Here is a 23,624-nt window from a genome sequence, read left to right on the forward strand (position 1 = left end):
GCGCTGCCACCATTCTTCACTATTCATTCTTAATTATTCATTCTTGGTTAGTTGCTGAAAAATCTGCTCCAGCGAGTTTTCCTCCTGCTTCAGGCCAACGAGTGGCCAGTTGCGCTCGGCTGCGATTCGGAACACGTTGGAACGGACATCGGCGTCGGTGCTGGAGACGATGCGGTAGGTATGGGGCTGCGCCAGCTCCACCCGCTGCACACCTGGTATACCTTGCAAAGCCTCCGTTTCCACAGGCGCCTCAAACTCAACTAAGGTGATTTTCTCGTTTCTACCCTGTGCCTGCAAGCTTGCCACGTCACTATCAGCCACTAATTTGCCCCGGTTGATGATCACCACGCGGTCGCAGATAGCGGTAACTTCCTGCATGATATGGGTGGAGAAGATAACGGTTTTATTTTGGCCGATCTGCTTGATAAGCGAGCGTATCTCCACGATTTGGTTTGGGTCGAGACCGGTGGTCGGCTCATCCAGTATCAGCACCTGCGGGTCGTGCACCAGGGCCTGCGCCAGCCCCACGCGCTGCCGGTAACCTTTCGAGAGCGCTCCGATCTTCTTGCCCTGCTCCAGCGTGAGCCCGCACAGCTCCACCATCTCCTGCACGCGCCCTTTCCCATGCTTTCCCTTAAGGCCATACACCGCCGCCACAAATTGCAGGTATTCGTGCACGTACATATCCAGGTACAGGGGGTTGTGCTCGGGCAGGTAGCCCACATTCCGTCGCACTGCCATCGGGTCCTGCACCACATCGTGGCCGGCCACCACCACCGTGCCCAAAGAGGGCGGCAGGTAACAAGTGGCAATTTTCATGGTGGTAGACTTGCCGGCTCCATTTGGCCCCAGAAACCCCAGGATCTGCCCCTTCGCCACCGTAAACGAAATATCGTCCACGGCCCGCTGTGCGCCATATAACTTGGTAAGGTTCTTTACTTCAACTGACATCTGTGTAACGATCCATGAATAATGAATAATGCTGAACAGCTACGGCCCCACCATTATTCGCTCATCATTATTGCTTATTCATTTAGTAGGCTTGCAAAGCTACGAAAGCCTGGCCATACTTAAAGTTTATTTCGTGCGCTTGCCTTTGGGCATGAGGGGCCGCACTTCAATATCTACGTGGTGGTAGTTCGGGTGCGACTCCAGAGCATGCAGAATAGTAGAGGCGATGTCCTCCGGGCGCATCATGTTCTCGGTTACCTGCACGCTTTCGATGTTGTCAAAAAAATTGGTTTGCACCGAGCCGGGGTATAGGCAGGTAACTTTAACGCCGTAATCGCGCACCTCCTTGTACAGCGAGTGCGAAATGCCGCGCACGGCATGCTTGGTGCCGCAGTAACCAGCCATCTGCTCTACGCCCGTGGTACCCGCTATAGAAGAAATATTGATGATGTGGCCTTCTCCCAGTTCCTTCATGCCGGGCAGCACCAGGCGCGTGCTATAAAAGATGCCGTTTACGTTCGTTTCAAACATCAGGTGCCAATCGTCCAGGCTCATATTCTCTAAATAACCGGCTATGCCCAGGCCTGCATTGTTTACCAGCACCTGCACGTGCGTGGCCAGCCGTGCAATGGTCTGGTCAAAGGCATTCTGCACCGACTCGCTGTAACGCACATCGCACTCAAAAAAGTGGAAATGCGCGTGCTGCAGCTCAGGCGCATTTCGCCCCCAGCCTGCCACGATAGCTCCTTTCTCCAGAAGCGCCTTTACAGTAGCCAGGCCAATGCCCTTGCTAACGCCGGTCACTACCGCAACTTTTCCTTTTAATTCCATCGTTTTATAGGCTTAATTGTTGGTTGCTGATTGTCAATTGTTTAAAACAAGCACATCCGCCATTCACTCATTCGCAATTCCTAAACTCGCTACCTCTCTCACTTAAAGGTCCCCCAGCTGTGGCCGGATCAGGAGTTCTTCCACCACGCTGTTTTCTGACAGGCTATAGGCGTTCCAGACGGCCATGGCCACGTCTTCTGGTTTTACGAAGCGCTCCGGCGGCAGGTCTACGCCTTCCCAACTGGCCGTGAGCGTGGCACCCGGCAACACCGACGTTACCCGCACTTTATGCTCTTTCAGCTCCTCGCGCAGCACCTTGCTCATGCCATACATGGCAAATTTAGAGATGCAGTACGAACCGCCGTTCGTATATGCCGTTATACTTGCAGTAGAGCACATGTTAAAGATGTGGCCGGAACGGCGGGAGATCATATTTTTTACAAAGGCACGGGTGATGTAGTAGGCGCTGTACAGGTTGGTGTTGATCATAAACGGCAGCGCCTCATCGTCTTCTTCGGTTACTTTGCCCGGTATAAAAAGGCCGCTGTTATTCACCAGCACGTCTACCGGCACCTTCAGGCCTTGCACATATTTTACAAACTGGTTCAGGGAGCTGCGGTCGCTTAAGTCTGCCTCCTGACAGAAAACCTTGGAGAAAGTATAATTCTGCTCAATCTCAAGCTTCAGCTTCTGTAGGTCCGAGCCGTTTCTGGAACAGGTGATGATATGAAAGCCCTCCTTGGCAAATTGTTCAATGATGGCTCTGCCGATGCCCTTCGTTCCTCCTGTTACCAAAATGTATTGTTGCATGATTTTGTGCAGTTTTATATGTTTTACAATTTTAACCGTAATATAGGTATTTAACAGTATTTTTGCTTTAATAGAGGTAATTTACCAAGCTTTATAACCTGAGCATCCCTATATGTTGCATAATTTCGGACAGTATTTACTCTTCCTGAAGACCCTCGTCACCCGGGCCGAATCTCTAAAGATAATTTTTAAACGCACCATAGACGAAGCCATTCTTATCGGCACCAATTCGGTTTTTATTGTGGCACTGGTGTCTACGTTTATCGGTGCGGTATCCACGGTGCAGGTTTCCTACAACATGGTAAACGCACTGATTCCCCGCTCTACCATCGGCTTTATCGTGCGCGAGATGGTGATCCTCGAGCTTGCCCCCACCATCACCTCTATTGTGTTGGCCGGTAAGGTGGGCTCTAGTATAGCTGGCGGATTGGGAACTATGAAGATTACCGAGCAGGTGGATGCCCTGGAGGTCATGGGCGTGAACTCGGTATCTTACCTGGTGTTGCCTAAGATTCTGGCTTCGCTTCTTGTCTTCCCGATGCTGGTGGTGATCGCCATGTTCCTGGGCTTGCTCGGAGGCTATGTGGCAGGCACGGCAACCGGCGAGCTGACCGCGCAAGAGTACATCACAGGCATTCGCATAGACTTTATACCTTATAACGTAGTCTTTGCCCTGATTAAGTCTGTCATCTTCTCCTTTCTGATCTCCTCCATTTCCTCCTTCAGGGGTTATAACACCTCAGGAGGTGCGCTGGAGGTTGGCGCTGCCAGTACCACTGCGGTAACCCAAAGCGTTATCGCGGTGCTGATCGCAGACTTTATCAGTGCGCAGCTCCTGCTGTGATCTCACTTGTTCGCCATATTTACCTCAGCGACAGGCAGGACCCTGTTTAGCTTGAATAGAATCTTTGTACATGATAGAAATACATAACATACATAAAAGCTTTGACGGCAAGAAGGTGCTGGACGGCATTAGCGGCGTGTTTGAGACAGGCAAAACAAACCTGCTGCTGGGAGCCAGCGGCACCGGTAAAAGCGTGCTGCTGAAGTGCATTGTAGGCCTTGTGAAGCCTGATATCGGCAGCGTTACTTTCGATGGCACCTATTTCACGAATAACAAGCTGGACATTCGTCAGGAAATCCGCCGGAAGATCGGGATGCTGTTTCAGGGCTCAGCGCTTTTCGACTCGATGACAGTGGAGGAAAACGTGGAGTTCCCGCTTAAAATGCTCTCGCACATGCCCAAAAGCGAGCGTATGGACCGTGTAAATTTCTGCCTGCAGCGTGTGGGGCTCGAAAACGCCAATAAGAAAATGCCTTCCGAGCTTAGCGGCGGCATGAAAAAACGTGTCGGCATTGCCAGGGCCATTGCACCCAACTGTACCTACCTTTTCTGTGATGAGCCTAACTCCGGCCTTGATCCGCTGACAGCCCTCAAAATTGACGCTTTGATTGCAGAGATCACAGAAGAGTATAACATCACGACCATTGTGGTAACCCACGACATGAACTCGGTAATTGAGATCGGTGAGAAAATCATGTTCCTCTATGAGGGGAAAAAGATATGGGAAGGCTCCCGCGACAATATATTAGATGCGGAGGTACCGGAGCTGAAAGAGTTTATTTTTGCCAATCGCCTGATGCGCGACGCAAAAAAAGTGGAGAAAGGCGCAGCAAAATAAGGATAGCCTAGAGCCAAAACACAAAAAAAGCCCCGGCGCATAACCGGGGCTTTTTTATCTTATAAAACAGCCTAGCGCTTTGCCTGACAGTTACAAGGCATATAGCATACCAGCCACGGTGGCCGTCATCATACAAGCCAAAGAAGCTCCCAACAGCGCCAGGAAGCCTAGCTTAGACAGGTTGCCCTGCTGCATGGGCGCCATACTTCCGATGCCGCCTATCTGAATGGCAATAGAGCTGAAGTTAGAGAAGCCGCAGAGGGCGTAGGTGGCCATGATGAGAGATTTCTCGCCAAGGGTGCCTGCTGCCTTCATATTGGCCAAATCCAGATAGGCCACAAATTCGTTAACAGCAGTTTTTTGCCCCAGCAAGCTACCCACCTGCAGGGTGTCCTGCCACGGCACACCCATGATGAAGGCAAACACCCGGAAAATCTGCCCCAGAATGTACTGAAAAGAGAAACCATCAAACTGGCCGCCTGTGCTGGCGACAACAAACCCGTTTAAGCCGGTAAGGGCACCGAATTTAATCAAAACGTAATTTAACAGGGCGATTACCGAAATAAAGGCCAGCAGCATACCGCCCACGTTGGCGGCCAGCTTCAGTCCATCGGCGGCGCCGCGGCTTAAGGCATCAACCAGGTTTACGCCCAGTTGCTCTTCGTTTACCTCCAGCTCAGTGTTTATCAATTCCGGCTCTGTTTCAGGCACCAGTATTTTAGCCAACACAATGCCTGCCGGGGCGTTCATGATGGAGGCCGTAAGCAGATGAGCCGCAAAAATTGCCTGCTGTGCTGGGTCGCTGCCCCCCAAAAAGGAGACATAAGCAGCCAATACGCCACCTGCCAGCGTTGCCATGCCGCCTGTCATCAGGCACATCAGCTCCGATCGGGTCATTCGGGAGATGAACGGACGCACCAGCAGCGGCGCCTCCGTTTGCCCAAGGAAGATGTTGCCAGCCGCAGAAAGGCTCTCCGCACCGGACAGGCGCATGCCTTTGGACATAACCCAGGCAATACCAAATACAATTTTCTGAAGCACACCCAGGTAGTAGAGGCCTGCCGATACAGTAGAAAAGAAGATGATGGTGGGCAGTACGGAGAAGGCGAAGATAAAGCCTAAGCCACTGTTGTTGGCGGGGTTGGCAAGATTACCGAAAAGGAACTCGGCGCCTGCCTGCTGAAAGCTAAGCAGCTTTACGAAGGCTTTGCTGACAAAGGCAAACATATCGGCCACGAAAGGCACCTGTGTTACCAAAACTCCGAAAAGAACTTGCAGGAAGATACCAAAGCCTACTAATTTCCAATCTATAGCTTTTCTGTTTCTAGAAAAGAGAATAGCTATACCAATTAGCACTAGCAAGCCGCCAGCACCTCTCAAAATATCGTACATCTAAAGTGGGTTGAAAGACAAAATCGGCCAAAATTAAGCCGAATATATTACAAAACAAAAGGTTCGGCACCTACGGCGCCGAACCTTCTGAAATTATACTTGTGCAAATTAGTTTCGCTTATTCAGCTCATCTCGAATCTTGGCTGCTTTCTCGTAATCCTCCTTTTCGAGGGCTTCGTTCAGCATCTTGTTCAGCTCATCCACAGAGGTCTGGCTAAGAGACTCTTTGGCTCCGGAGCCTGCCGAGGCAGTACTGCTCTTCACAGCCATTTCTTCTCCTTCCTCCTCTTCCTCTTCCAGATCGCTAAGTATGATACCTGCCTCCGACAGCACACTCTCTACCGTATAAATCGGTACGCCAAAGCGCAGACCAATGGCAATGGCGTCAGAAGGACGGGCGTCCAGCTCAAATTCACGGGAGCCGTTGGTGCATACTATTTTAGAGTAAAAAACTCCTTCCTTCAGGTCAGAAATGACAATTTCTGTTACCCGCACATCCAGCTCCTCGGCAAACGACTTAAACAGATCGTGCGTAAGCGGGCGGTTGGGGTTTATCTTCTCAATCTGGATGGCAATGGACTGCGCCTCAAACATGCCGATGATGATGGGCAGCCTTCTGTTTCCCTCTTTCTCCCCGAGCACCAGCGCAAACGATCCCGTCTGCGATTGGCTGGAAGAAAGGCCGAGTATCTCTAACTGAATTTTATCCACAGTATCTTTCTTCTAAAGTCTATTTGTCTAAAGCCTTGGCAGCTTCAATTAATTTCGGAACAACCTCAAACGCATCGCCTACAATGCCATAATCAGCGGCTTTGAAGAACGGCGCTTCAGGATCCTTATTAATAACGACAATCACTTTAGAAGAGTTAACCCCGGCCAGGTGCTGAATGGCGCCTGAAATGCCGATGGCGATATACAGGTTAGGGCTAACCGTGATACCGGTCTGGCCCACGTGTTCGTGGTGCGGTCTCCAGTCCATGTCAGAAACCGGCTTGGAGCAGGCAGTGGCAGCACCCAGCGCTTTTGCCAGATCCTCCACCAGGTGCCAGTTCTCCGGCCCTTTCAGGCCGCGGCCACCCGATACCACAATCTCTGCCTCAGGCAGCAGCACACCGCCATCCGTATCCTGCATCACCGTTTCTTTAGGCGCAGCGGCAAAGTCCGCGTCCGTCAGGTCGGCAGACAGTTTCTCTACTGTAGCGGCGTTGCCCGCATTCTGGGAAATCTCAAAAGAGTTCTTTTTAACAGCGATGATCTTTACATCGGCTGCCAGGTTCACATCAGCAAAGGCTTTGCCAGAGAACACACCACGCGTTACCACAAATTGCCCACCGTCTGTCTTTGGCAGCGACGTTACGTTGGTAGCCAGTGAGCCGTTCAGGCGAACCGCCAGCTTAGCGCCCACGGCAGCTCCGATATTGGAGTTGGAGAATACCAGCACTTTGGCGCTTTCCTGCTGCGCCGCTTTGGCGATCACTTTCACATAAGCATCAGCCACAAACTGCTTCAGGCGGTCGTCCGCGTCGTACAGCACTTTGCCGATTCCCTGCTCGCTCAGTTTGGCCAGCGCCTCCTCGTGCACCTCGCCGATGGCCACGGCCGTGGCCGTGGTGCCCAGCTGCTGCGCTACCTGGCTTCCGTAGGATGCCGCCTCCAAAGAGGACTTCTTGATCTCTCCGTTAAGACCTTCTACAAATACTAATACAGACATAGTTATAGTACTTTAGCTTCGTTTCTCAATAATGTTATCAGTTCTCCAGCATTCTCCGGGTCGATCATCTTCACCCCGCCCTTCTTCTCAGGCTTGCTGTAGTTTACGTACTCGGCCTTGGCCTCAGCGCCTGTTGGCTCCACCACTTTCAGCGGCTTGGTACGGGCCGTCATGATGCCGCGCATGTTTGGGATGCGTGGCTCCGACATAGGCTGCTGTGCGCTGGCCACGAACGGCAGCTTCACCTCCACCACTTCTTTGCCACCCTCAATCTCGCGCTCCAGGCGGGCAGTGCTATCGTCTACCATATCCAGCTTGAAGGCCGGAACAACAGAAGGGATACCCAGGATCTCGCCCACCATGCCATGCACCTGCGAGCCGTTGTAGTCAATCGACTCTTTGCCCATCAGGATCATGTCGTAGTTATTTTCCTTGGCAACGGCAGCAATCTGCTGGGCCACAAAGAAAGCGTCTACTGGTTTTGCGTTCACGCGGATGGCGTCGTCTGCCCCAATGGCAAGTGCCTTGCGTATATTCGGCTCAGCGTCCGCCTCGCCTACGTTTAATACAGTTACGGTGCCGCCTTTAGCCTCTTTCAGCTCAATGGCTCTTGTCAGTGCGTACTCATCCCATGGGTTGATCACATACTGCACGCCGTTTTTGTCAAATTCTTTGTTATCAGCCGTAAAGTTTATCTTGGATGTGGTATCCGGTACGTTACTGATGCAAACTAATATTTTCATGGTTAGAAATGTTAGCTTTTTAAATTTAGATTTGTGCGAAGTTAATTAAAATATAGCCAATTCGAAATGAACGAAAGCAGATTAGCGCAGCTCTTCAAATTTCTGGAAGACGACCCGAATGATGCCTTTACCCTGTACGCCATCGCGACAGAATATCGCCAGGAAAACCCGCAGAAAGCGCTGGAATATTACGAGAAGCTGCTGACCGAGCACGAGAACTACGTGGGCACCTACTATCACTCTGCCAAGCTATACGAGGAGCTGGGCCAAAACGATGTTGCCGAGCAAACTTATAAGAAAGGTATGCTCATCAGCCGCCGCGAAGGCAACATGCATGCTTTTGCAGAGCTGCAGCAGGCCTTCAACAAAATGATGGGCCTGGACTACGAGGACGATTAACCGGCTGCCAATTTCCCCTGAAGCGCATGCACCAAAAATAGTATGCATGCATCATATTTACAAGTATACTTTATACTTGCCGAAACAGTTACCGTTTGTTTTAGCAACAGCGGGGTTATGCTTTAGTTTTGAGATTTGGTGCAGACAGTAAAATTACATGTAAAGGTATATAAAAGCGACATAAACGGGTGCTTGCACCTTTATACTTTAGCTGCCGCTATTTGCGTCTTGATACAAGCTATCCTTCCTAGCTGCCGTTCATCCTCAGCCATTCTTGCCTAAAGATGCATCTCATACTTTGGAGCTCTCAAGGCTGGGTGGCCTCGCCTTGGGGGCTCAATAAGAGCATCGCGCCTTCTACATTTCCTTTGCTCCTGACGTCGCAATGTCCTTAAGGGCACCGGAAATCTAGAAGGCGCTCTTGGGGGATACCCCCACCTAAGAACTGGGATCAAGTTCAATAGCCACTTCTGACGAAGCTTGAACCAAGTCCCCCTTCGAAGTCAGGGATCCCGAACTTGTTCCGGGAGGGGCCAGGGTGGATTCTTACTTCTGCTGAACACTCCCCCTTAAACTGCGAACCCTCCCCTGTTTTTAGGGGAGGGCTGGGGTGGGGTGAAAAGGGCTTGAAGCAGGAAACATTGTCAACTGCCACTAGCCTGATGAAGCACAGGAGTAGGAAAAGGAGCAGGTCTCAGGTAAGGTCAAGCTCCCTTACTCCCCTACCAACTCAAAGAATCTTACCTTAGTCTTGCCCGGCACCAGCTTTAAGCCCTGCGGAATGCCGCTGTGCGCTTCTTTCATGTGGTTCTTGTACCAGACCTGGTAACTCCCCTCGTCGCTCCAGTATGTCAGGAGCCAGATCTCATTGGGGTTATCCTGCGGCACCATCACGTTCATTTTAATAAAGCCTGGCGCACTGTCTACCATGTGCGGGCGGTTGATGAAGGCTTCTCTTACTTCGGGGGCCATGTCGTTGGCTATGGTAAAGGTACTGGATGCTATAAACATATTCTGGGATTTCGGCACAGACCGCTCGCGGCTTCTGTACTCGTTAAGTAAGTTGATTTAAAATAACGGTAAATGTGGTGCCCTGCTTCGGAGCACTATCCACTTTAATGTCGCCGCCCATTGCCTCTACCTGGGCTTTGGTGAGGTACAAGCCGAGGCCTTTAGCGTTTTTGTTCACATGAAAGGTCCGGTAAAGACCAAAAAGCTTGTGCCCGTGGCGCTTTAGGTCGATGCCAAGGCCGTTGTCCGAGACAGAGAAGTATACTTTCCCTGCTTCTTGCCAGGACTTAATGTAAATCTCCGGCACACGCTCCGGTGAGCTATACTTCAGCGCATTGGAAATAAGGTTATGGGCTATGCTCTCCATGTATACTTTCGGAGCCCATACGTTTGCCACCTGCAGGTCCTTCTCCACATGCGCTTTTCTTTCCAGCAGAGCGGCCTGCAGGTTCTGCAGCTCCTTATCCACTACATCGGCCAGGTTTACTTCTGTAAAAGACAGGTGCAGGTTCAGCTCGTTCTCCAAAATCTGGTTCATATCCTCCAGCGTGTTGCCCATGTTCCGGATCACGTTCCGCATATGCTGTACGATCTCTACCCGCTCCTGCCCGCTAGGCTGCTCCAGATACAGGTCCGTCAAACCTTCCATATTAGACAAAGGTGAACGGAGGTTATGGGCGATGATCTTGGTGAAGTCTTCGAGGCGCCGGTTTTTTGCTTGCATCATCTCCCCGGACAGCTGCAGCTTTTCGTTCAGGTCCAGCAGGTCCTTCTTCTGGTTCCGCAACATAATAGCCGTTAAGTCTTTTACAAACATTTGCGCCACATCAACCTCGTTTAGCGCCCAGGGCTGCGATTTCTCTTTGATCTGCTGGCTCCAACCGCTAAATGACTTGCGCGGGTGAATGCGACCTGCCACCTCTTCTTTGTTCTTTTCGGGCTTGCCGGCCCAAATCCGCGCTTCAGTAATCTCGGGCTTAAAGTACAGCAGGAACTCGTTGTTAAACTTGGACACCTCCAGGGCAAGCAGACCGCTGCCAAGCTGCTTGTACTTAGACGCTGCAGGAAAATGAGCTGAAAGTTCGCGCGTGCAAAACAGGCCATCTGCCATACTTGCCGATAGCCAATCCACCAGCCCCTGCACATCTTCTTTGTCAGGCACAGCCCCTGCACTGAAGTAGTGGCCGCCGAGCAGCAGCGCCACGCCGCCAGCCGCATTTATACTTAGCAGGCGTTCGGGTTGTTTCTGTAGCTCCTCTCCAAGGTCAGGTGCCCTCATCAGCTGCTGCACAAGTGCGTCTTTTTTCTGACGGTATACTTTTAGCTGCTGCACGTCCCGATGCTCCTGTTGGGCCAGCACATTGTTGGCAAAGGCCTGCGCCACGTTGTTGCAGACCTGCCGCTTCCAGTAGTTCACGAAATGGGCCGACTTGTGCTGGCATGCAATGATGCCCCACAGTTTGCCTCCCACTACAATGGAAAGCGAAAGCGTGGCTTGCACCCCCATGTTCTGCAAATACTCCAGGTGGATTTCTGAAGGGTTGCGCAGCTCCGAAAGTATAATATTAGAGGGCTGGCCTGTGGCGGGGTTGAGGTAAGGCTTGATATCCACAGCGGGGGCAGATACATCTACTATTTGCCGTACGGTCTTCTTAACCAGTAGCTCGCGGGCTTGGGCAGGAATGTCTGTTGCCGGGAAATGATGGTGTAGGTATGAACGGCCTTCTCCCTGCAGTTTCTCTGCTATTACTTCGCCATGCCAGTCTTCATCAAACCGATAAAGCATCACATGGTCGTAGGTGATGAATTTCTGTATAAACTTAACCGTAAGCTCGGCCTGCTCCTGCAACGTCGACACACGGTCCAGTTCGGCTTGCAAGGAGCTGTAGGCAGACAGCAGTTCTAGCGTCTCGCGATCACTGGCCTGCGATTCGTAGGGCTCGCACTCCAGCACCAGGCTCCCCTGCGACTGGTGCAGAAACCCAAGGAATTTCTTACCCTGCAACTCAAGCAGCTGCGCGTTTCCGGCCACCCCCGCATTCAGGTTCGCCAAAAGCTCCTCATACTCACCCGGGCTGGTTAGCGCCTGCAGTGGCTGCCCTGGCAATGTGACAACGTCAGCTGCAAGAAAGCATCCGATGTTCTGGCTCACCTGCTCCACTACGAGCGACTGCCTGTTCAGTATCACTAAAAATCCGTGGGGCTGTATGCGCCCGATAAGGTGGATCGGCTCGCTGTCGCAGTTGGAGAGGTCCACGTTAAAATTCTGATAGTTCTGCATACACGTAGAAGAGAGCGCGACACTATAAAACCAGTTCTGCCGAACCTCTTAAAGTGATAGGGCGTTACGCACGCTCGCTATGCGCTGGCTAAAAGCCAAACGGTCTTTTTTGTTTAGAAACTGAAAGGTAAGCATTAAAAAAGAAAATACAGCACAGGCCGCACCTGCCCATCTGTAAAAAGCACTACGAAAAACACGGGCGGCTATAAAGTGTGCGGGCCTACTTATGGATTTGAGGCAGGCCCGCACTACTACAAGTATGGCCATTAACTCAGGGTCAGCACCAGGTCGTCGGCATGTACCAGTTCCCCCTCCGGCAGCACCAGGCTGGCCACCTCAGCGTCTTTTAGAGCGGTGATGGTGGTTTCCATTTTCATGGCTTCTATGATAAACAAAGGCATGTTTCGCTTTACCTTTTGTCCCTTCTCAACCAGTACTTTAGACAATAGTCCCTGAAGTGGCGCTCCAACATGGTTAGGGTTTTCTTTTTCAACTTTCTGATGCTCCACACGCTCCACTTTCACCGACGTGTCCCGCACGTCAATGTTGCGGCTCTGCCCATTCAGTTTAAAGAAAACGGTGCGCATACCGTCCTCATCCACATGGCCTAACGACTGGTATTTGACGACAATGGACTTGCCTCGGGCAATATCGATAATGGCCTCCTCGCCGGGCTGCAGGCCATAGAAAAAGAGGCGGGTCGGAATCTTAGACACGTCGCCATACAGCTCCAGGTGCTTGCGGTAAGCCTCGTATACTTTAGGGTAAAGCTGATGCGACAGAAAATCAGTGAATTGCGTGTCTTTGCCAAACTTTTGCTGAAAGTCTGCGAATCCCTCTTCAAAGTCCACTGGCTGCAGGTGCTCGTTTGGCCGGTCTGTAAATGGCTGCGCGCCTTTCAATATAATTTCCTGCAGCTTCCTCGGGAAACCGCCTACCGGCTGCCCCAGTTCTCCCCTGAAAAAAGACTGCACCGACTCCGGGAAGGAAATCTCCTCGCCCCGCTCCAGCACATCCACCGTCGTCAGGTTATTCGACACCAGGTACAAGGCCATGTCTCCTACCACCTTTGAGCTAGGCGTTACCTTCACCACATCCCCAAACAGCTGGTTTACCTCGGCATAGGTCTCTTTTATCTCTTCCCATTTATCGCCCAGCCCCAGCGCATTGGCCTGCGGGCGCAGGTTAGAGTACTGCCCTCCCGGTATTTCGTGGCGGTATACCTCGGCCGTGCCAGCCTTCAGCCCCGACTCGAAAGGATAATAATACTCCCGCACCGTTTCCCAGTAGGTGGAGTGGCGGTTCAGACTCTTTTGGTCAAACTCCCGGTGGCGCTCCTGAAAGCGCATCATCTCCACCACCGCGTTAAAGTTTGGCTGCGACGTAAGCCCCGACATGGCCCCTAAGGCAACGTCCACCACATCAACCCCAGCTTCAATTGCCTTTAAGTAAGCAGCTGATTGTATAGAGGATGTATCGTGGGTATGCAAATGAACCGGCAACTTTACCGTATCCCGCAGCGCAGTCACCAGTTCAGCGGCAGCGTAAGGCTTCAGGAGGCCGGCCATGTCTTTTACGGCAAGTATGTGCGCCCCGGCATCCTCCAGCTGCTTAGCCAGCTGCAGGTAGTACTCCAAGGTATACTTTGTCTTCTTCGGATGCAGGATATCGCCGGTGTAGCAAATGGTACCTTCGGCCAGGCCCTGTGTTCGCTTGCGCACAAAGTTGATGCAGGGCTCCATACTTTTCATCCAGTTCAGCGAGTCGAAGATGCGGAAAATGTCCACGCCCGTCTCCCAGGATTTCTCCACGAACGTCTCGATCAGGTTATCCGGGTATGCCTTGTACCCTACGCCGTTGGAGCCGCGAAGCAGCATCTGCAAAAGTATGTTCGGCACTGCTTTCCTGATCTGCGCCAGCCTGTCCCAGGGGTCTTCGTGCAGAAAGCGCAGGCACACGTCAAACGTGGCACCGCCCCATACTTCCATACTAAAGGTCTGAGGGTGGTCTTTGGCATAAGCTTCGGCAATCTTCAGCATATCAAAGGTACGCATGCGCGTGGCCAGGAGCGACTGGTGCGCGTCCCGGAAGGTGGTGTCGGTATAGTGGATCTGCGGGTCCTTGCGCAGCCACTTTGAAAACTCCTCCGGCCCCAGCTCGGTCAGCAGGTCCTTGGTGCCTTTCTGGTATGGCTTGGTCAAATCGAAGCCATGCAGGTCCGGCTTACGCAGAACGCGCCCCGGCTCCACCTTCTTCACATCCGGGTTACCGTTCACGATCACCTCGGCCAGGTACGTCAGCATTTTGGTGGCACGGTCTTTCCGCTGCTTAAACACAAACAGCTCCGGGTGGTTTTTCACGAAATCCACAGTGGCATCCCCTGAAATAAAAGTTGGGTGGTTGATGATGTTTTGCAGGAATTGGATGTTCTGCTTTACGCCTCTAATCCGAAACTCATCCAGCGTGCGCGACATTTTGGTGGCAGCCAGGGCCAGCGTAGGCGCATGGGTAGAAACCTTAACCAGCAGCGAGTCGAAGAAGGGACTGATCTTGGCACCCGGGTACACACTGCCCTGGTCCAGCCGGATACCAAAGCCGCCGGCGCTGCGGTAGGCGATGATAGTGCCGTAGTCCGGCTTAAAATCATTTTCCGGGTCCTCGGTAGTGATGCGGCACTGGATGGCCACGCCGTTTGCCCGTACGCTATGCTGCGGCCCCAGCAGCACCTCCTCATCGTCCAGCCTATAGCCGTCGGCAATGTAGAGCTGCGTTTTGATCAGGTCGATGCCGGTTATCATCTCCGTGACTGTGTGCTCTACCTGTATGCGCGGGTTTACCTCGATAAAGTAGATGTTGTGGGTATGCGGTTCCACCAGGAACTCCACCGTGCCCACATTGTTATAGTTCACGGCTTTGCAAATGCGCACCGCGTAATCGTACAGCTTCTGGCGCGTCTCCTCATCCAAACTAATCGCCGGGGCCACCTCTACCACTTTTTGGAAGCGGCGCTGCACGGAGCAGTCGCGCTCGAAGAGGTGGGTGATGTTTCCGTAGGCATCTGCCACGATCTGCACCTCAATGTGCTTGGGGTTCTCCACGTACTTCTCCAGGAAAACCGTGTCATCGCCAAAGGCTTTCAGCGCCTCATTTCTCGCCTCAAAAAAGCCTCTCTCCAACTGCTCGTCATCCCGGATCACGCGCATGCCGCGTCCGCCTCCGCCCGCCGCTGCCTTCAGCATCACCGGGTACCCAATGCGGTGCGCCTCCTCCAGCGCCGTCTCAAAGGTGTTCAGGTCCAGGTCGTTGCTTTGGATTAGGGGCACCTCGCAGCTTTTCGCCACTTTCTTGGCCGCTATTTTATCGCCCAGCGAGGCCATGACCTGCGGCTTCGGCCCGATGAAGATTATGCCGTTATCGGCGCACTTCTGCGAGAAATGCTGATTCTCGGACAGAAAGCCATAACCGGGATGTATGGCATCTACCTTGTTCTCTTTAGCGATTCTGATGATGCCCTCGATGTCCAGGTAAGGCTGCAGCGGCTGGTTATCCTTGCCGATCTGGTAGGCCTCGTCGGCTTTATAGCGGTGCAGTGAGTAACGGTCCTCGTAAGTATAAATGGCCACCGTTTCAAGGTTGAGCTCGGTGCAGGCACGCAAAACACGGATTGCGATCTCGCCCCGGTTGGCAACGAGTACTTTTTTAATTTTCATAGAAGGTGAGCGCTTAAATAAGTTAGTTTTTGGTGCGTGCGCAGTACTAAGGGCTCCCAATGCCCAAACTGCAACAGCCACGGATTTTCGCCATACTTCCTATCAGCCTGGCTGCTGGTAGTACATAATTTTTCTTTAGAAGGTTATACTTCTTCCGGCAGTCCAAATTAGCTGTTGAGACACTAATGGAGCTGCCGAAAACATACTTAACGCCGCGTGCCTGCGTTTAAATTTGCTCGGCATCACAAAGCCAACTACATTAGCAAAACTAATTTATTTAGCCAAAGTATAGTTGTTTATGGAGAAAGCAGAACCATATTTTAAAGGAAGAGGAGCTCAGCTGAATGCTGCCAACCCTTACCTGAAGCAGGAGTATGTAACAGACTACGTGGAGGGACTGGACGAGCCGCTGCTGCAAAATTCCAAGACCGAGTTTCTGCGCGAGTTTCCGAAGAAGGTGGTGAACAAAGTGGATAGTCCGGACCTGGGCCTGGGCTACTCCCTAAATCCTTACCAGGGATGCGAACATGGCTGCGTGTATTGCTACGCCCGCAACTCACACCAGTACTGGGGCTACAGCGCCGGCCTTGACTTTGAGCGGAAGATCATCATAAAAGAAAACGCCCCCGAGACGCTGGCCCGGCAACTGGAAAGCCCGGGTTGGCAGGTGATGCCCATCATGCTGGCGGGCAACACCGACTGCTACCAACCCATAGAAGCCAAAAAGAAACTGACGCGCCGCATCCTGGAGGTGCTGCTGCAGTACCGCCACCCGGTTAGCATCATCACCAAAAACGCCCTCATCCTCCGCGACCTGGACCTGCTGCAGGCGCTAAGCAAGTATGACCTGGTGCATGTGAGCATCAGCATCACCACCCAGGACGAGAAGCTGCGCCAGAAACTGGAGCCGCGCACCGCCTCCGCCGCCAAACGCCTGGATGTCGTACGCCAGCTAAGCGCTTTGGGTATACCGGTTAACGTGATGGTGGCACCTGTTATTCCGGGCCTGAACGATGCTGAGATACCTGCCTTGATCAAAGCATCCGCCGAGGCGGGAGCAAGCAACGTAGCGTATACCATTGTGCGGCTCAACGGCAGCGTAGGGCAAATTTTTGAGGACTGGGTGCAGCAGGCCTTCCCCGATAAAGCCAGGAAAGTGCTGAGCCAGATAGCTGACTGCCACGGCGGCCAATTAAGCGACAGCCGTTTTGGCGTGCGCATGCACGGCGAAGGAAAGTTTGCGGAGCTGATTAACAGGCTGTTTAAAGTAAGTAAACAGAAGTATATGGCTGGCAGAAGTATGAAAGCTTATAATTACAGCCATTTCTGCCAGCGCAAGGGCAAACAGCTGGATTTGTTTTAATAAGCAGCATGTGCTGAAAGTATAAATTGCTAACTTAGCTTCAGAGCACCTAACATACTTCTCCTCGCATGCCAAAACGCCTGATTTATACTTGCCTAATCACCACAGCCATACTTTACAGCTGCCAGTCCGGCTCCACGGAAGAAGCCACCACCGCCCCCGAGGCGATGCAGCAAGCCGAGGTGCAGCCGCTTTCCTTCCGCTCCCAAACCGTATCGCGCCGCTCAAGCTATTGCGGGCAAAGCCCTGAGGCCTGCGCAGAAGCTACTATTACCTACCTGGAGGCTTTTGGAGGCAGTGAGGAGCTTCGGCAACGTATTAATAAGTTTCTGGAGCAGAATATTATGCGCCTGCTACTAGACTATAACCCAGACGCAGACACTTCGGCAGTGGGAAAAAAAGCAGCGGTAACCGTAGCCGAGGCTTTTGTGAAAGCCCAGGAAGACTTTGTGAGGGAGATGGATGAGATTCCGGCCTCGGCAGCCTGGGAACTGCAGCTGGAGGTACAGCCTTTGTTTCAGTCTGACTCCGTGACCACGATCCTGTCAAGCTATTACGCCTATGCGGGAGGGGCTCACCCAAACTCCTACATCAGCCTCCAGAGTTTTGAAATGGAAGGCAAGAAGCTGCGCCCAGCCGACATCGTGACAGACACCCTGCAACTCAAGCAGATGGTGGAGCAGGAGTTCCGGCGGGTACGGGAGATCCCAACTGGCCAACACCTCTCCGAAGCCGGGCTTTTCCTTGAAGACAACCAACTGCCCTTGCCCCAGGAGATGGGGCTTACGGCCCAAGGCCTGAGTTTATACTATAACGCCTATGAAATCGGGCCTTATGCTTTTGGCGCCACAGACCTACTGCTGCCCTACCCGCAGCTGCACGGATTGCTGCGCAGCAAGTATAGGCCCCGGTAAAAGCACCGGTCCGGAAACCTTCGCCTCCGGCAGAAGTAAACCTAGGCGGCAACGCTACAAAAACAACATGCAACACGGAAAAGACATAGTAGTAAGCACCTGGGCAGAACTGCAGACCGCCCTCTTCGACCATAGCTGGGACGAGAACATCAGCCGTTTCCGTTCTTCCTATATTTATAGAGGCACCTGGGACAAAGCCTTCGACCTGAAGACGAGCATCATGCGCATCGGCCCTAAGTATGAGCAGCTGGAACCGCACCTGCTGCGCAACTTCCGCAAGTATGCCTACAGCAACTCCGCCCCCGGCGACTCCATCTGGAACTGGCTGGCAGTAGCCCAGCACCACGGCCTGCCCACCCGCCTCCTCGACTGGACCTACTCCCCTTACGTGGCCCTGCACTTTGCCACCGCCGATCTGGACCGTTACGACCAGGACGGATGTATATGGTGCGTTAATTATGTTAAATCAAAGGAATTCCTGCCGCCCCAGCTTCGCGACACCTTGCAGGATGAAGGCTCTAACGTGTTCACACCTGAGATGCTGCAGCCGGTGGCGCCAACGTTTAAGTCTTTGAAGAGCTTTCAGGATCAGGATTACGTGGTGTTTCTGGAGCCGCCGTCACTCGATGCGCGCATTGTGCACCAGTATGCCCTTTTCTCTATGATGTCCGATGTAAAGGCCGAGCTGAGCGGCTGGCTGCAGCAGCATCCGGAGCTATATTTCCGGGTCATCATCCCCAAAAAACTCAAATGGGAAATACGCGACAAGCTGGACCAGGCCAACATTACGGAGCGGGTGCTTTTCCCGGGCCTCTCGGGCCTGAGCCAATGGCTAAAGCGGCATTATACCCACTCCTGATTTTTCTGCGGAAATTTTAATCTCGCTTCGGGTAATTTCAGCGGAAATGTCTAATTTAAGGCTGACATTTACTTTTTAATACCGAGCTGATGATCCCGTGCCGCGAGCTGCGTGAAACACTCCTATCACGCACCACCAAGACAACTGCCAAGGGCAGAAAAACTTCATTCAATACTTTCATTCGTTATACTTTTGGAGCCAGTGCGGCCTGCCTGTTGCTGTTGCAAACCGCTTGTATGCAGGAGCAGGAAGCTGCTGCCTCTGACCTGGCAGTTGAAGAAACAACAGAAGCACCTGCGACTCCCCCGGATTCTGCCTCTGCTGCTCCACAGCAAGCGACTCCGGCTACAACTGCCACCTCTACTTCGTTAGCCTCCGCATCGCCGGCTGCCACAGAGTGGAGCTACCCAGGCCCAAAGCCTTTGCCGGGGGCGGTTTTGCCCGGCAAGCGCATTATCGCGTTCTATGGCAATCTTTTGTCTAAGCGCATGGGGATTTTAGGTGAGCTGCCTGCCCAGGACATGCTGGCTAAATTGGATGAGGAGGTGGCCAGCTGGCAAAAAGCCGACTCGCTGACACCGGTGCAGCCTGCCTTGCACGCCATCGTGGTAACGGCGCAGGGGCACCCGAGCGCGGGCAGCAAATATAGGCTCCGGATGACCCATAAAATGATCGACGATGTGCTCGAACTGGCCCACCAGCGCAATGCCATCGTTTTCCTGGATGTGCAGGTAGGCCACAGCACGCTGCAAGAAGAGCTTCCGCAACTGGAGAAATACCTGAAAATGCCCGACGTTCACCTGGGTATCGACCCGGAGTTCTCGATGAAGGAAGGCAATGTACCGGGCAGCCGCATCGGCACGTTCGACGCAGCGGACATCAACTACGCGACGGAATACCTATCGAGCTTGGTGAAGCAGTATAACATCCCGCCAAAGCTCCTGATCGTGCACCGCTTCACCCAAGGCATGGTCACGAACTATGATCAGATAGAGCTCCGGCCCGAAACGCAGGTGGTGATGCACATGGACGGTTGGGGACATCCCGCGCTGAAAAAGGATACCTACCGCCGCTACATCCAGAAAGAGCCTGTGCAGTTTACCGGCTTCAAGTTATTTTACAAAAACGACCTGCGCAAAAGCCCTCGCCTGATGTCACCGGAAGAAATCCTCGCGCTCGACCCTAAACCGCTTTACATACAATATCAGTAGCCAAGCCAGCGCTTGTTCAGGATTTTCTGAACAAGCGCTGCGATTTACGCTTTTCAAACATAAGCCACTCATTCTAAAACACATATATTTAACTTTTCCTAAGCAACAGGCTTTTATGTACCGGCGAAACAAAAAAACAGGAAAAAATCCTGAATAGATGGAGCAAAAAGGCCTGGATTTTGCGTTAGAATAACAGAGCGACTCACTCCATACCTCTTAGGGCTGACCGCTTTGTTCCGATGCTTCCAATACCTAACAAAGGATCAACCATGACGCACCACTACCTACGCAACAACCTCGTGAACTTTGTCGTGCGGTTCATCCAGATCATCATTGTGTTCCCGATGGCCGTGCTGCTGAGCTTCTACATTGAGCCCTACCAGTCCATGAACTATGAACTGCACTTTCTGCTGTGCCTGATGGCGGCGGCGGCAGTTTCGGTGCTGGTTACCAAGTATAGTCGCAAGCTGATTGTGCTGATGTTTGTGGGCTTGCTTGGCATGTTTGCTTTTAACAGCACTTTTAAAGCGCAAACCTTTGAAGGGGTGTATGATGATTACAATGCCATGCTGGTGAACATGACCAGTAACCCACACAAGGTATCCTACTTTAAACCCGTGCGCGGCACTTATTTTCAGAACCAGCGGGTAAAAAGCGCGATGCAGGCTACACACCCAAAAGTGCGCGACTTTGCCGTCGAAAACTCCACCCGCTACTTCCACGATGAGTATTACCGCAAGTTCGGCAAAATGACGCGCTACTTCTCTCTCTTCAAACATATCCGCATGAACTGGAGGTACGTGAACGACCCGCTGGGCATGGATTACTATTCTCCGCCTACGGAGAGCATGCAGCTGTTGGCCGGCGACTGCGACGACTATGCTATTCTGATGGCTTCCTCGGTGATGGCCATTGGCGGCGAGGCGCGCGTGGTTATCTCTCCCAACCACATGTATACAGAGGTGAAGCTGGGCCACGTGGACGACCTTGACAAAGTGAGTTATGCCGTGCGCACACTTTTCCCCGATGAAGTGGCAGGCGGTAAGATCCACTTCCACGAAACAGGCGAGGACCTTTGGATTAACTTCGACTACACGGCGGACTATCCTGGCGGCCCGTTCCTGGAGCCGGAAATGTATAGTGTGATTTCTTTTGAGCGATAAAATTTATGGCGCTGTTTTACAAAGCGTTTCACCTCTAACGTATTTTTTTCAACGCCATACTATTGCAGTTTAAAAAGCACCCGCTATATTTGCACCACAATCAGACAGAACGGCCCGTTCGTCTAGGGGTTAGGACGCCAGATTTTCATTCTGGTAACAGGGGTTCGATTCCCCTACGGGCTACAAAAGCCGCTTCAGGTAAAACTGGAGCGGCTTTTTTGGATTCTCTAACTTCCCCCCTTCTGTTAGGATAGTCGATCTTTCTACATATCAGAGAGACATCGCCCTGATAGAAATTTCCTTCCCACTTCTGCCTGGCTCCACTTCTTTTGGTAGAGAACACCTTGCCTTCTACCCTCTGAATCTCACATAAGAAGTAGCTCACCTTCCTTCTGCATATTTTTCTACCTGCTGTCGACTTCTAACACTCATCGCTGTATGTTCCGCTTCTTCTGCAGCAGTACTTTCCAAAAAAGCTATTTGCCTCAGGCAACCATACCTGCTTTTACCGCATCTGCTGCATGTTAACCTGCTGCGATAGAAGTTCTATTTTAAGACCGGTTGCGCCCTCTTTCAAACCAACCAAAACTATGATGCCCAAAAGAATTTTTCTTCTGCTGTTTTTCCTTGGAATTCTGGCTCTTGCCCAGGCACAGCAAACACAGATGCTAAACGTCGGAGGCCACTCCTTGGAAATGATACAGGCAGGAACAGGCGACTATACTATCATTTTTGAGTCAGGCTTTGGCTCCGATTGCAAAGTATGGGGTAATGTCGCTTCAGAAGTGATGCAGACAAACCAGGTCCTGCTCTATTCAAGGGCTGGCACGGGCAAGTCTGAGCCAAACCCGCAGCCGCAAACACTCGAAGCGGCGGTGCAGGATTTAAGCAATCTCATCAAGCGAGCTAACCTTAAACCACCCTTTATTTTGGTCGGCCACTCGTACGGCGCCTTTATCATCCGGGCCTATGCGGCGCAGCACCCAAAGCAGGTAAAGGGCTTGGTCTTTGTCGATCCGGCGCATGAGAAAATGATGCTGGAGCTCAAGAAAGTCAATCCTGCCAAAGCAGTAAGAGATATCGAGCTGCAAAACAGCTTTGTGCCCGATGAATTTAAGCAGGAAAACGAGCTGATCAACCAAATCTTTGAAGCCGGCACGTTGCCGGAATTCGGAGAACTGCCACAGGTGCCGGCAGTGGTGCTCACCTCGGTGCAGCAAAGGGCAAAGCCGGAGCTGTTTCTGCACGAACCTGAAGGCGTGGCAGTATGGCGCAACCTGCACGCCGAGTTCTTCAGCCAGTTTACCAACGGCGCTCACATCGTAACGACTGCCAGCGGCCACAACATCCATCGCCAGGAGCCCGAACTAGTGATCCAGGCCATCAACCAAGTGGTCCAAGCAGCCAAAAAGGAAAAGGGCCGGCAGGAGCACGAAGTGAAAGTAAAGGCTTTGGAGGCTGCATTCGCGCAGGCAGCTGCATACCTGAAACAGCAAAAAGAACAGAAAGCTGAAGACGTGGTATTTGACGCCTTGAAGGTCTCCGGATTTGATGAGCGCACCATCAACACCATGGCCTACCAGCAGCTGAGCAACCCGGCTACCATTGACATGTCCCTGCTGTTGTTCAAGTACAATACCGTGACTTATGCTGCTTCGGCCAATGCCTTCGACAGCTATGGCGAGGCCTTGATGCAACAGGGAAAGCTCAAGCAGGCAGCCCAACAGTTTAACAAAGCCATCGAACTGGCCACTGCTGCCCATGATGACGCTATGCTTGAAACCAGCAAAAGCAACCTTGAAAAACTAAGCCAGCTCGAAAAATCAAAATGACACGGATTACTCCGGCAAAAGACCACTAAGATTCTATCATGAGCAGATACCGTCGCAGCTGCTAAACAAAACAAGAGGAGATATACAATGCACTCTTCAGCGAGAAGCACTCTCCTACAGCGGCTAGATACCTGTAGAAATGATTCGAAATTTCCATTATTAGGGCTACAAAAGCCGCTTCAGGTAAACCTGGAGCGGCTTTTTTGGTTCTATAGGTTTCAGTCACCAATCTTACTTTCCAGGAGCAATTGTTTTATCAGGACCAGTGACGGTGCATATAGAACCGAGAGGGAAATTGTAAGAGTAAAGCCTAGTCTAAGATTTTAACGGTTCAATTAGTTTCAGCATCATTCCCATTTGATTCGCGTTTGGCTTTTTTTGAAGCCGCTTTCAGCAACTCCTGATGCTCTTTCCTTTCCTTGAACTCTTTCTGGCGCTGCTTTCGCTGTTGGTCTCTTGATCTGGTACTCATTGTCTAATTCTAATTTTCTGGAACTGCTTCTAAAGCTTAAAAGCCCTCATGCCCATCATGATCTTACTTGTATACTGTAACGAAATTAAAGATTTTTTGCTTTCGGAGTGATAGCATGAGTTGGCTTTTCTCGGTCAGAAAAGGTTAATAACTTGTTATGGATAGAGGGAAAACTCAAGAATTCTTTTGATATCCACCTTAAGTCAAGCTTCTGTTACTTTATGTAAAATCAAGATAACGAAGTAAAACCCCGCTTCGCCACATCGGCTGGAAAGTATAAACGTAGTTT

Annotated in this window: 19 protein-coding genes and 1 tRNA gene; 10 read left to right on the forward strand and 10 right to left on the reverse strand. The window is 51.9% G+C overall.

Annotated elements, in window-relative coordinates; genetic code table 11:
- Window positions 1-33: 33 nt before the first annotated feature.
- From gldA to FJM65_RS02175, 3 genes are all read right to left on the reverse strand, one after another.
- Complete coding sequence (gene gldA, locus FJM65_RS02165; protein ID WP_140618945.1) at window positions 34-951, reverse strand: gliding motility-associated ABC transporter ATP-binding subunit GldA; 918 nt, start codon at window positions 949-951, stop codon at window positions 34-36.
- Window positions 952-1,077: 126 nt separating this feature from the next.
- Window positions 1,078-1,782, reverse strand: coding sequence for an SDR family oxidoreductase (locus FJM65_RS02170; RefSeq protein WP_140618947.1), 705 nt, complete (start codon window positions 1,780-1,782; stop codon window positions 1,078-1,080).
- A gap of 102 nt (window positions 1,783-1,884) precedes the next feature.
- The gene (locus tag FJM65_RS02175) at window positions 1,885-2,592 is read right to left on the reverse strand and encodes an SDR family oxidoreductase (protein ID WP_140618949.1); all 708 of its coding nucleotides are present in this window, start codon (window positions 2,590-2,592) and stop codon (window positions 1,885-1,887) included.
- A gap of 112 nt (window positions 2,593-2,704) precedes the next feature.
- On the opposite strand from FJM65_RS02175, the gene FJM65_RS02180 reads away from it, so the two are divergent.
- Window positions 2,705-3,436 (forward strand): MlaE family ABC transporter permease, encoded by a 732-nt coding sequence (locus FJM65_RS02180; RefSeq protein WP_140618951.1) that lies wholly within the window; start codon window positions 2,705-2,707, stop codon window positions 3,434-3,436.
- A gap of 70 nt (window positions 3,437-3,506) precedes the next feature.
- Entirely contained in the window at window positions 3,507-4,274 is a 768-nt protein-coding gene (locus tag FJM65_RS02185; RefSeq protein ID WP_140618953.1) for an ABC transporter ATP-binding protein, read from the forward strand.
- A gap of 90 nt (window positions 4,275-4,364) precedes the next feature.
- Here the strand turns inward: FJM65_RS02185 and FJM65_RS02190 are convergent, their stop codons facing one another.
- The 4 genes from FJM65_RS02190 to FJM65_RS02205 form a co-directional block, all read right to left on the reverse strand.
- Window positions 4,365-5,666, reverse strand: coding sequence for a NupC/NupG family nucleoside CNT transporter (locus FJM65_RS02190; protein WP_140618955.1), 1,302 nt, complete (start codon window positions 5,664-5,666; stop codon window positions 4,365-4,367).
- A gap of 108 nt (window positions 5,667-5,774) precedes the next feature.
- A complete protein-coding gene (locus FJM65_RS02195; RefSeq protein WP_140618957.1) occupies window positions 5,775-6,377 on the reverse strand; it encodes a bifunctional nuclease family protein in 603 nt (200 codons plus the stop codon).
- Between the two features lie 19 nt (window positions 6,378-6,396).
- Window positions 6,397-7,377: an electron transfer flavoprotein subunit alpha/FixB family protein gene (locus tag FJM65_RS02200; RefSeq protein ID WP_140618959.1), complete on the reverse strand. Its 981-nt coding sequence runs from the start codon at window positions 7,375-7,377 to the stop codon at window positions 6,397-6,399.
- 2 nt (window positions 7,378-7,379) lie between these two features.
- A complete protein-coding gene (locus FJM65_RS02205) occupies window positions 7,380-8,120 on the reverse strand; it encodes an electron transfer flavoprotein subunit beta/FixA family protein (protein ID WP_140618961.1) in 741 nt (246 codons plus the stop codon).
- A 66-nt stretch (window positions 8,121-8,186) separates the two neighbouring features.
- On the opposite strand from FJM65_RS02205, the gene FJM65_RS02210 reads away from it, so the two are divergent.
- Window positions 8,187-8,519: a tetratricopeptide repeat protein gene (locus FJM65_RS02210; RefSeq protein WP_140618964.1), complete on the forward strand. Its 333-nt coding sequence runs from the start codon at window positions 8,187-8,189 to the stop codon at window positions 8,517-8,519.
- 714 nt (window positions 8,520-9,233) lie between these two features.
- On the opposite strand, the gene FJM65_RS02215 is transcribed toward FJM65_RS02210, so the two are convergent.
- The 3 genes from FJM65_RS02215 to FJM65_RS02225 form a co-directional block, all read right to left on the reverse strand.
- Window positions 9,234-9,530, reverse strand: coding sequence for an antibiotic biosynthesis monooxygenase family protein (locus FJM65_RS02215; RefSeq protein ID WP_140618966.1), 297 nt, complete (start codon window positions 9,528-9,530; stop codon window positions 9,234-9,236).
- Between the two features lie 43 nt (window positions 9,531-9,573).
- Window positions 9,574-11,811 (reverse strand): ATP-binding protein, encoded by a 2,238-nt coding sequence (locus FJM65_RS02220; protein WP_140618968.1) that lies wholly within the window; start codon window positions 11,809-11,811, stop codon window positions 9,574-9,576.
- Between the two features lie 266 nt (window positions 11,812-12,077).
- The gene (locus FJM65_RS02225) at window positions 12,078-15,521 is read right to left on the reverse strand and encodes a pyruvate carboxylase (RefSeq protein WP_140618970.1); all 3,444 of its coding nucleotides are present in this window, start codon (window positions 15,519-15,521) and stop codon (window positions 12,078-12,080) included.
- Between the two features lie 298 nt (window positions 15,522-15,819).
- Between FJM65_RS02225 and FJM65_RS02230 the strand changes: the two genes are divergently transcribed.
- The 7 genes from FJM65_RS02230 (at window position 15,820) to FJM65_RS02260 (ending at window position 22,863) form a co-directional block, all read left to right on the forward strand.
- Window positions 15,820-16,884, forward strand: coding sequence for a PA0069 family radical SAM protein (locus FJM65_RS02230; RefSeq protein ID WP_140618972.1), 1,065 nt, complete (start codon window positions 15,820-15,822; stop codon window positions 16,882-16,884).
- A 68-nt stretch (window positions 16,885-16,952) separates the two neighbouring features.
- Window positions 16,953-17,798 carry a DUF3298 and DUF4163 domain-containing protein gene (locus FJM65_RS02235; RefSeq protein ID WP_140618974.1) on the forward strand — a complete coding sequence of 282 codons (846 nt, stop codon included), beginning with the start codon at window positions 16,953-16,955 and terminating at the stop codon, window positions 17,796-17,798.
- Window positions 17,799-17,865: 67 nt separating this feature from the next.
- A complete protein-coding gene (locus FJM65_RS02240) occupies window positions 17,866-18,657 on the forward strand; it encodes an FRG domain-containing protein (protein WP_140618976.1) in 792 nt (263 codons plus the stop codon).
- An 89-nt stretch (window positions 18,658-18,746) separates the two neighbouring features.
- Window positions 18,747-19,868, forward strand: a complete 1,122-nt coding sequence (locus tag FJM65_RS02245; RefSeq protein ID WP_140618978.1) for a hypothetical protein — start codon at window positions 18,747-18,749, stop codon at window positions 19,866-19,868.
- Window positions 19,869-20,137: 269 nt separating this feature from the next.
- A complete protein-coding gene (locus FJM65_RS02250) occupies window positions 20,138-21,031 on the forward strand; it encodes an immunoglobulin domain-containing family protein (RefSeq protein WP_140618980.1) in 894 nt (297 codons plus the stop codon).
- Window positions 21,032-21,142: 111 nt separating this feature from the next.
- Window positions 21,143-21,214: transfer RNA gene (locus tag FJM65_RS02255), tRNA-Glu, on the forward strand.
- A gap of 407 nt (window positions 21,215-21,621) precedes the next feature.
- Window positions 21,622-22,863, forward strand: a complete 1,242-nt coding sequence (locus FJM65_RS02260) for an alpha/beta fold hydrolase (RefSeq protein ID WP_181163615.1) — start codon at window positions 21,622-21,624, stop codon at window positions 22,861-22,863.
- Window positions 22,864-23,624 lie beyond the last annotated feature (761 nt).

Source organism: Pontibacter mangrovi (genome assembly GCF_006385705.1).
Classification (GTDB): Bacteria; Bacteroidota; Bacteroidia; order Cytophagales; family Hymenobacteraceae; genus Pontibacter; species Pontibacter mangrovi.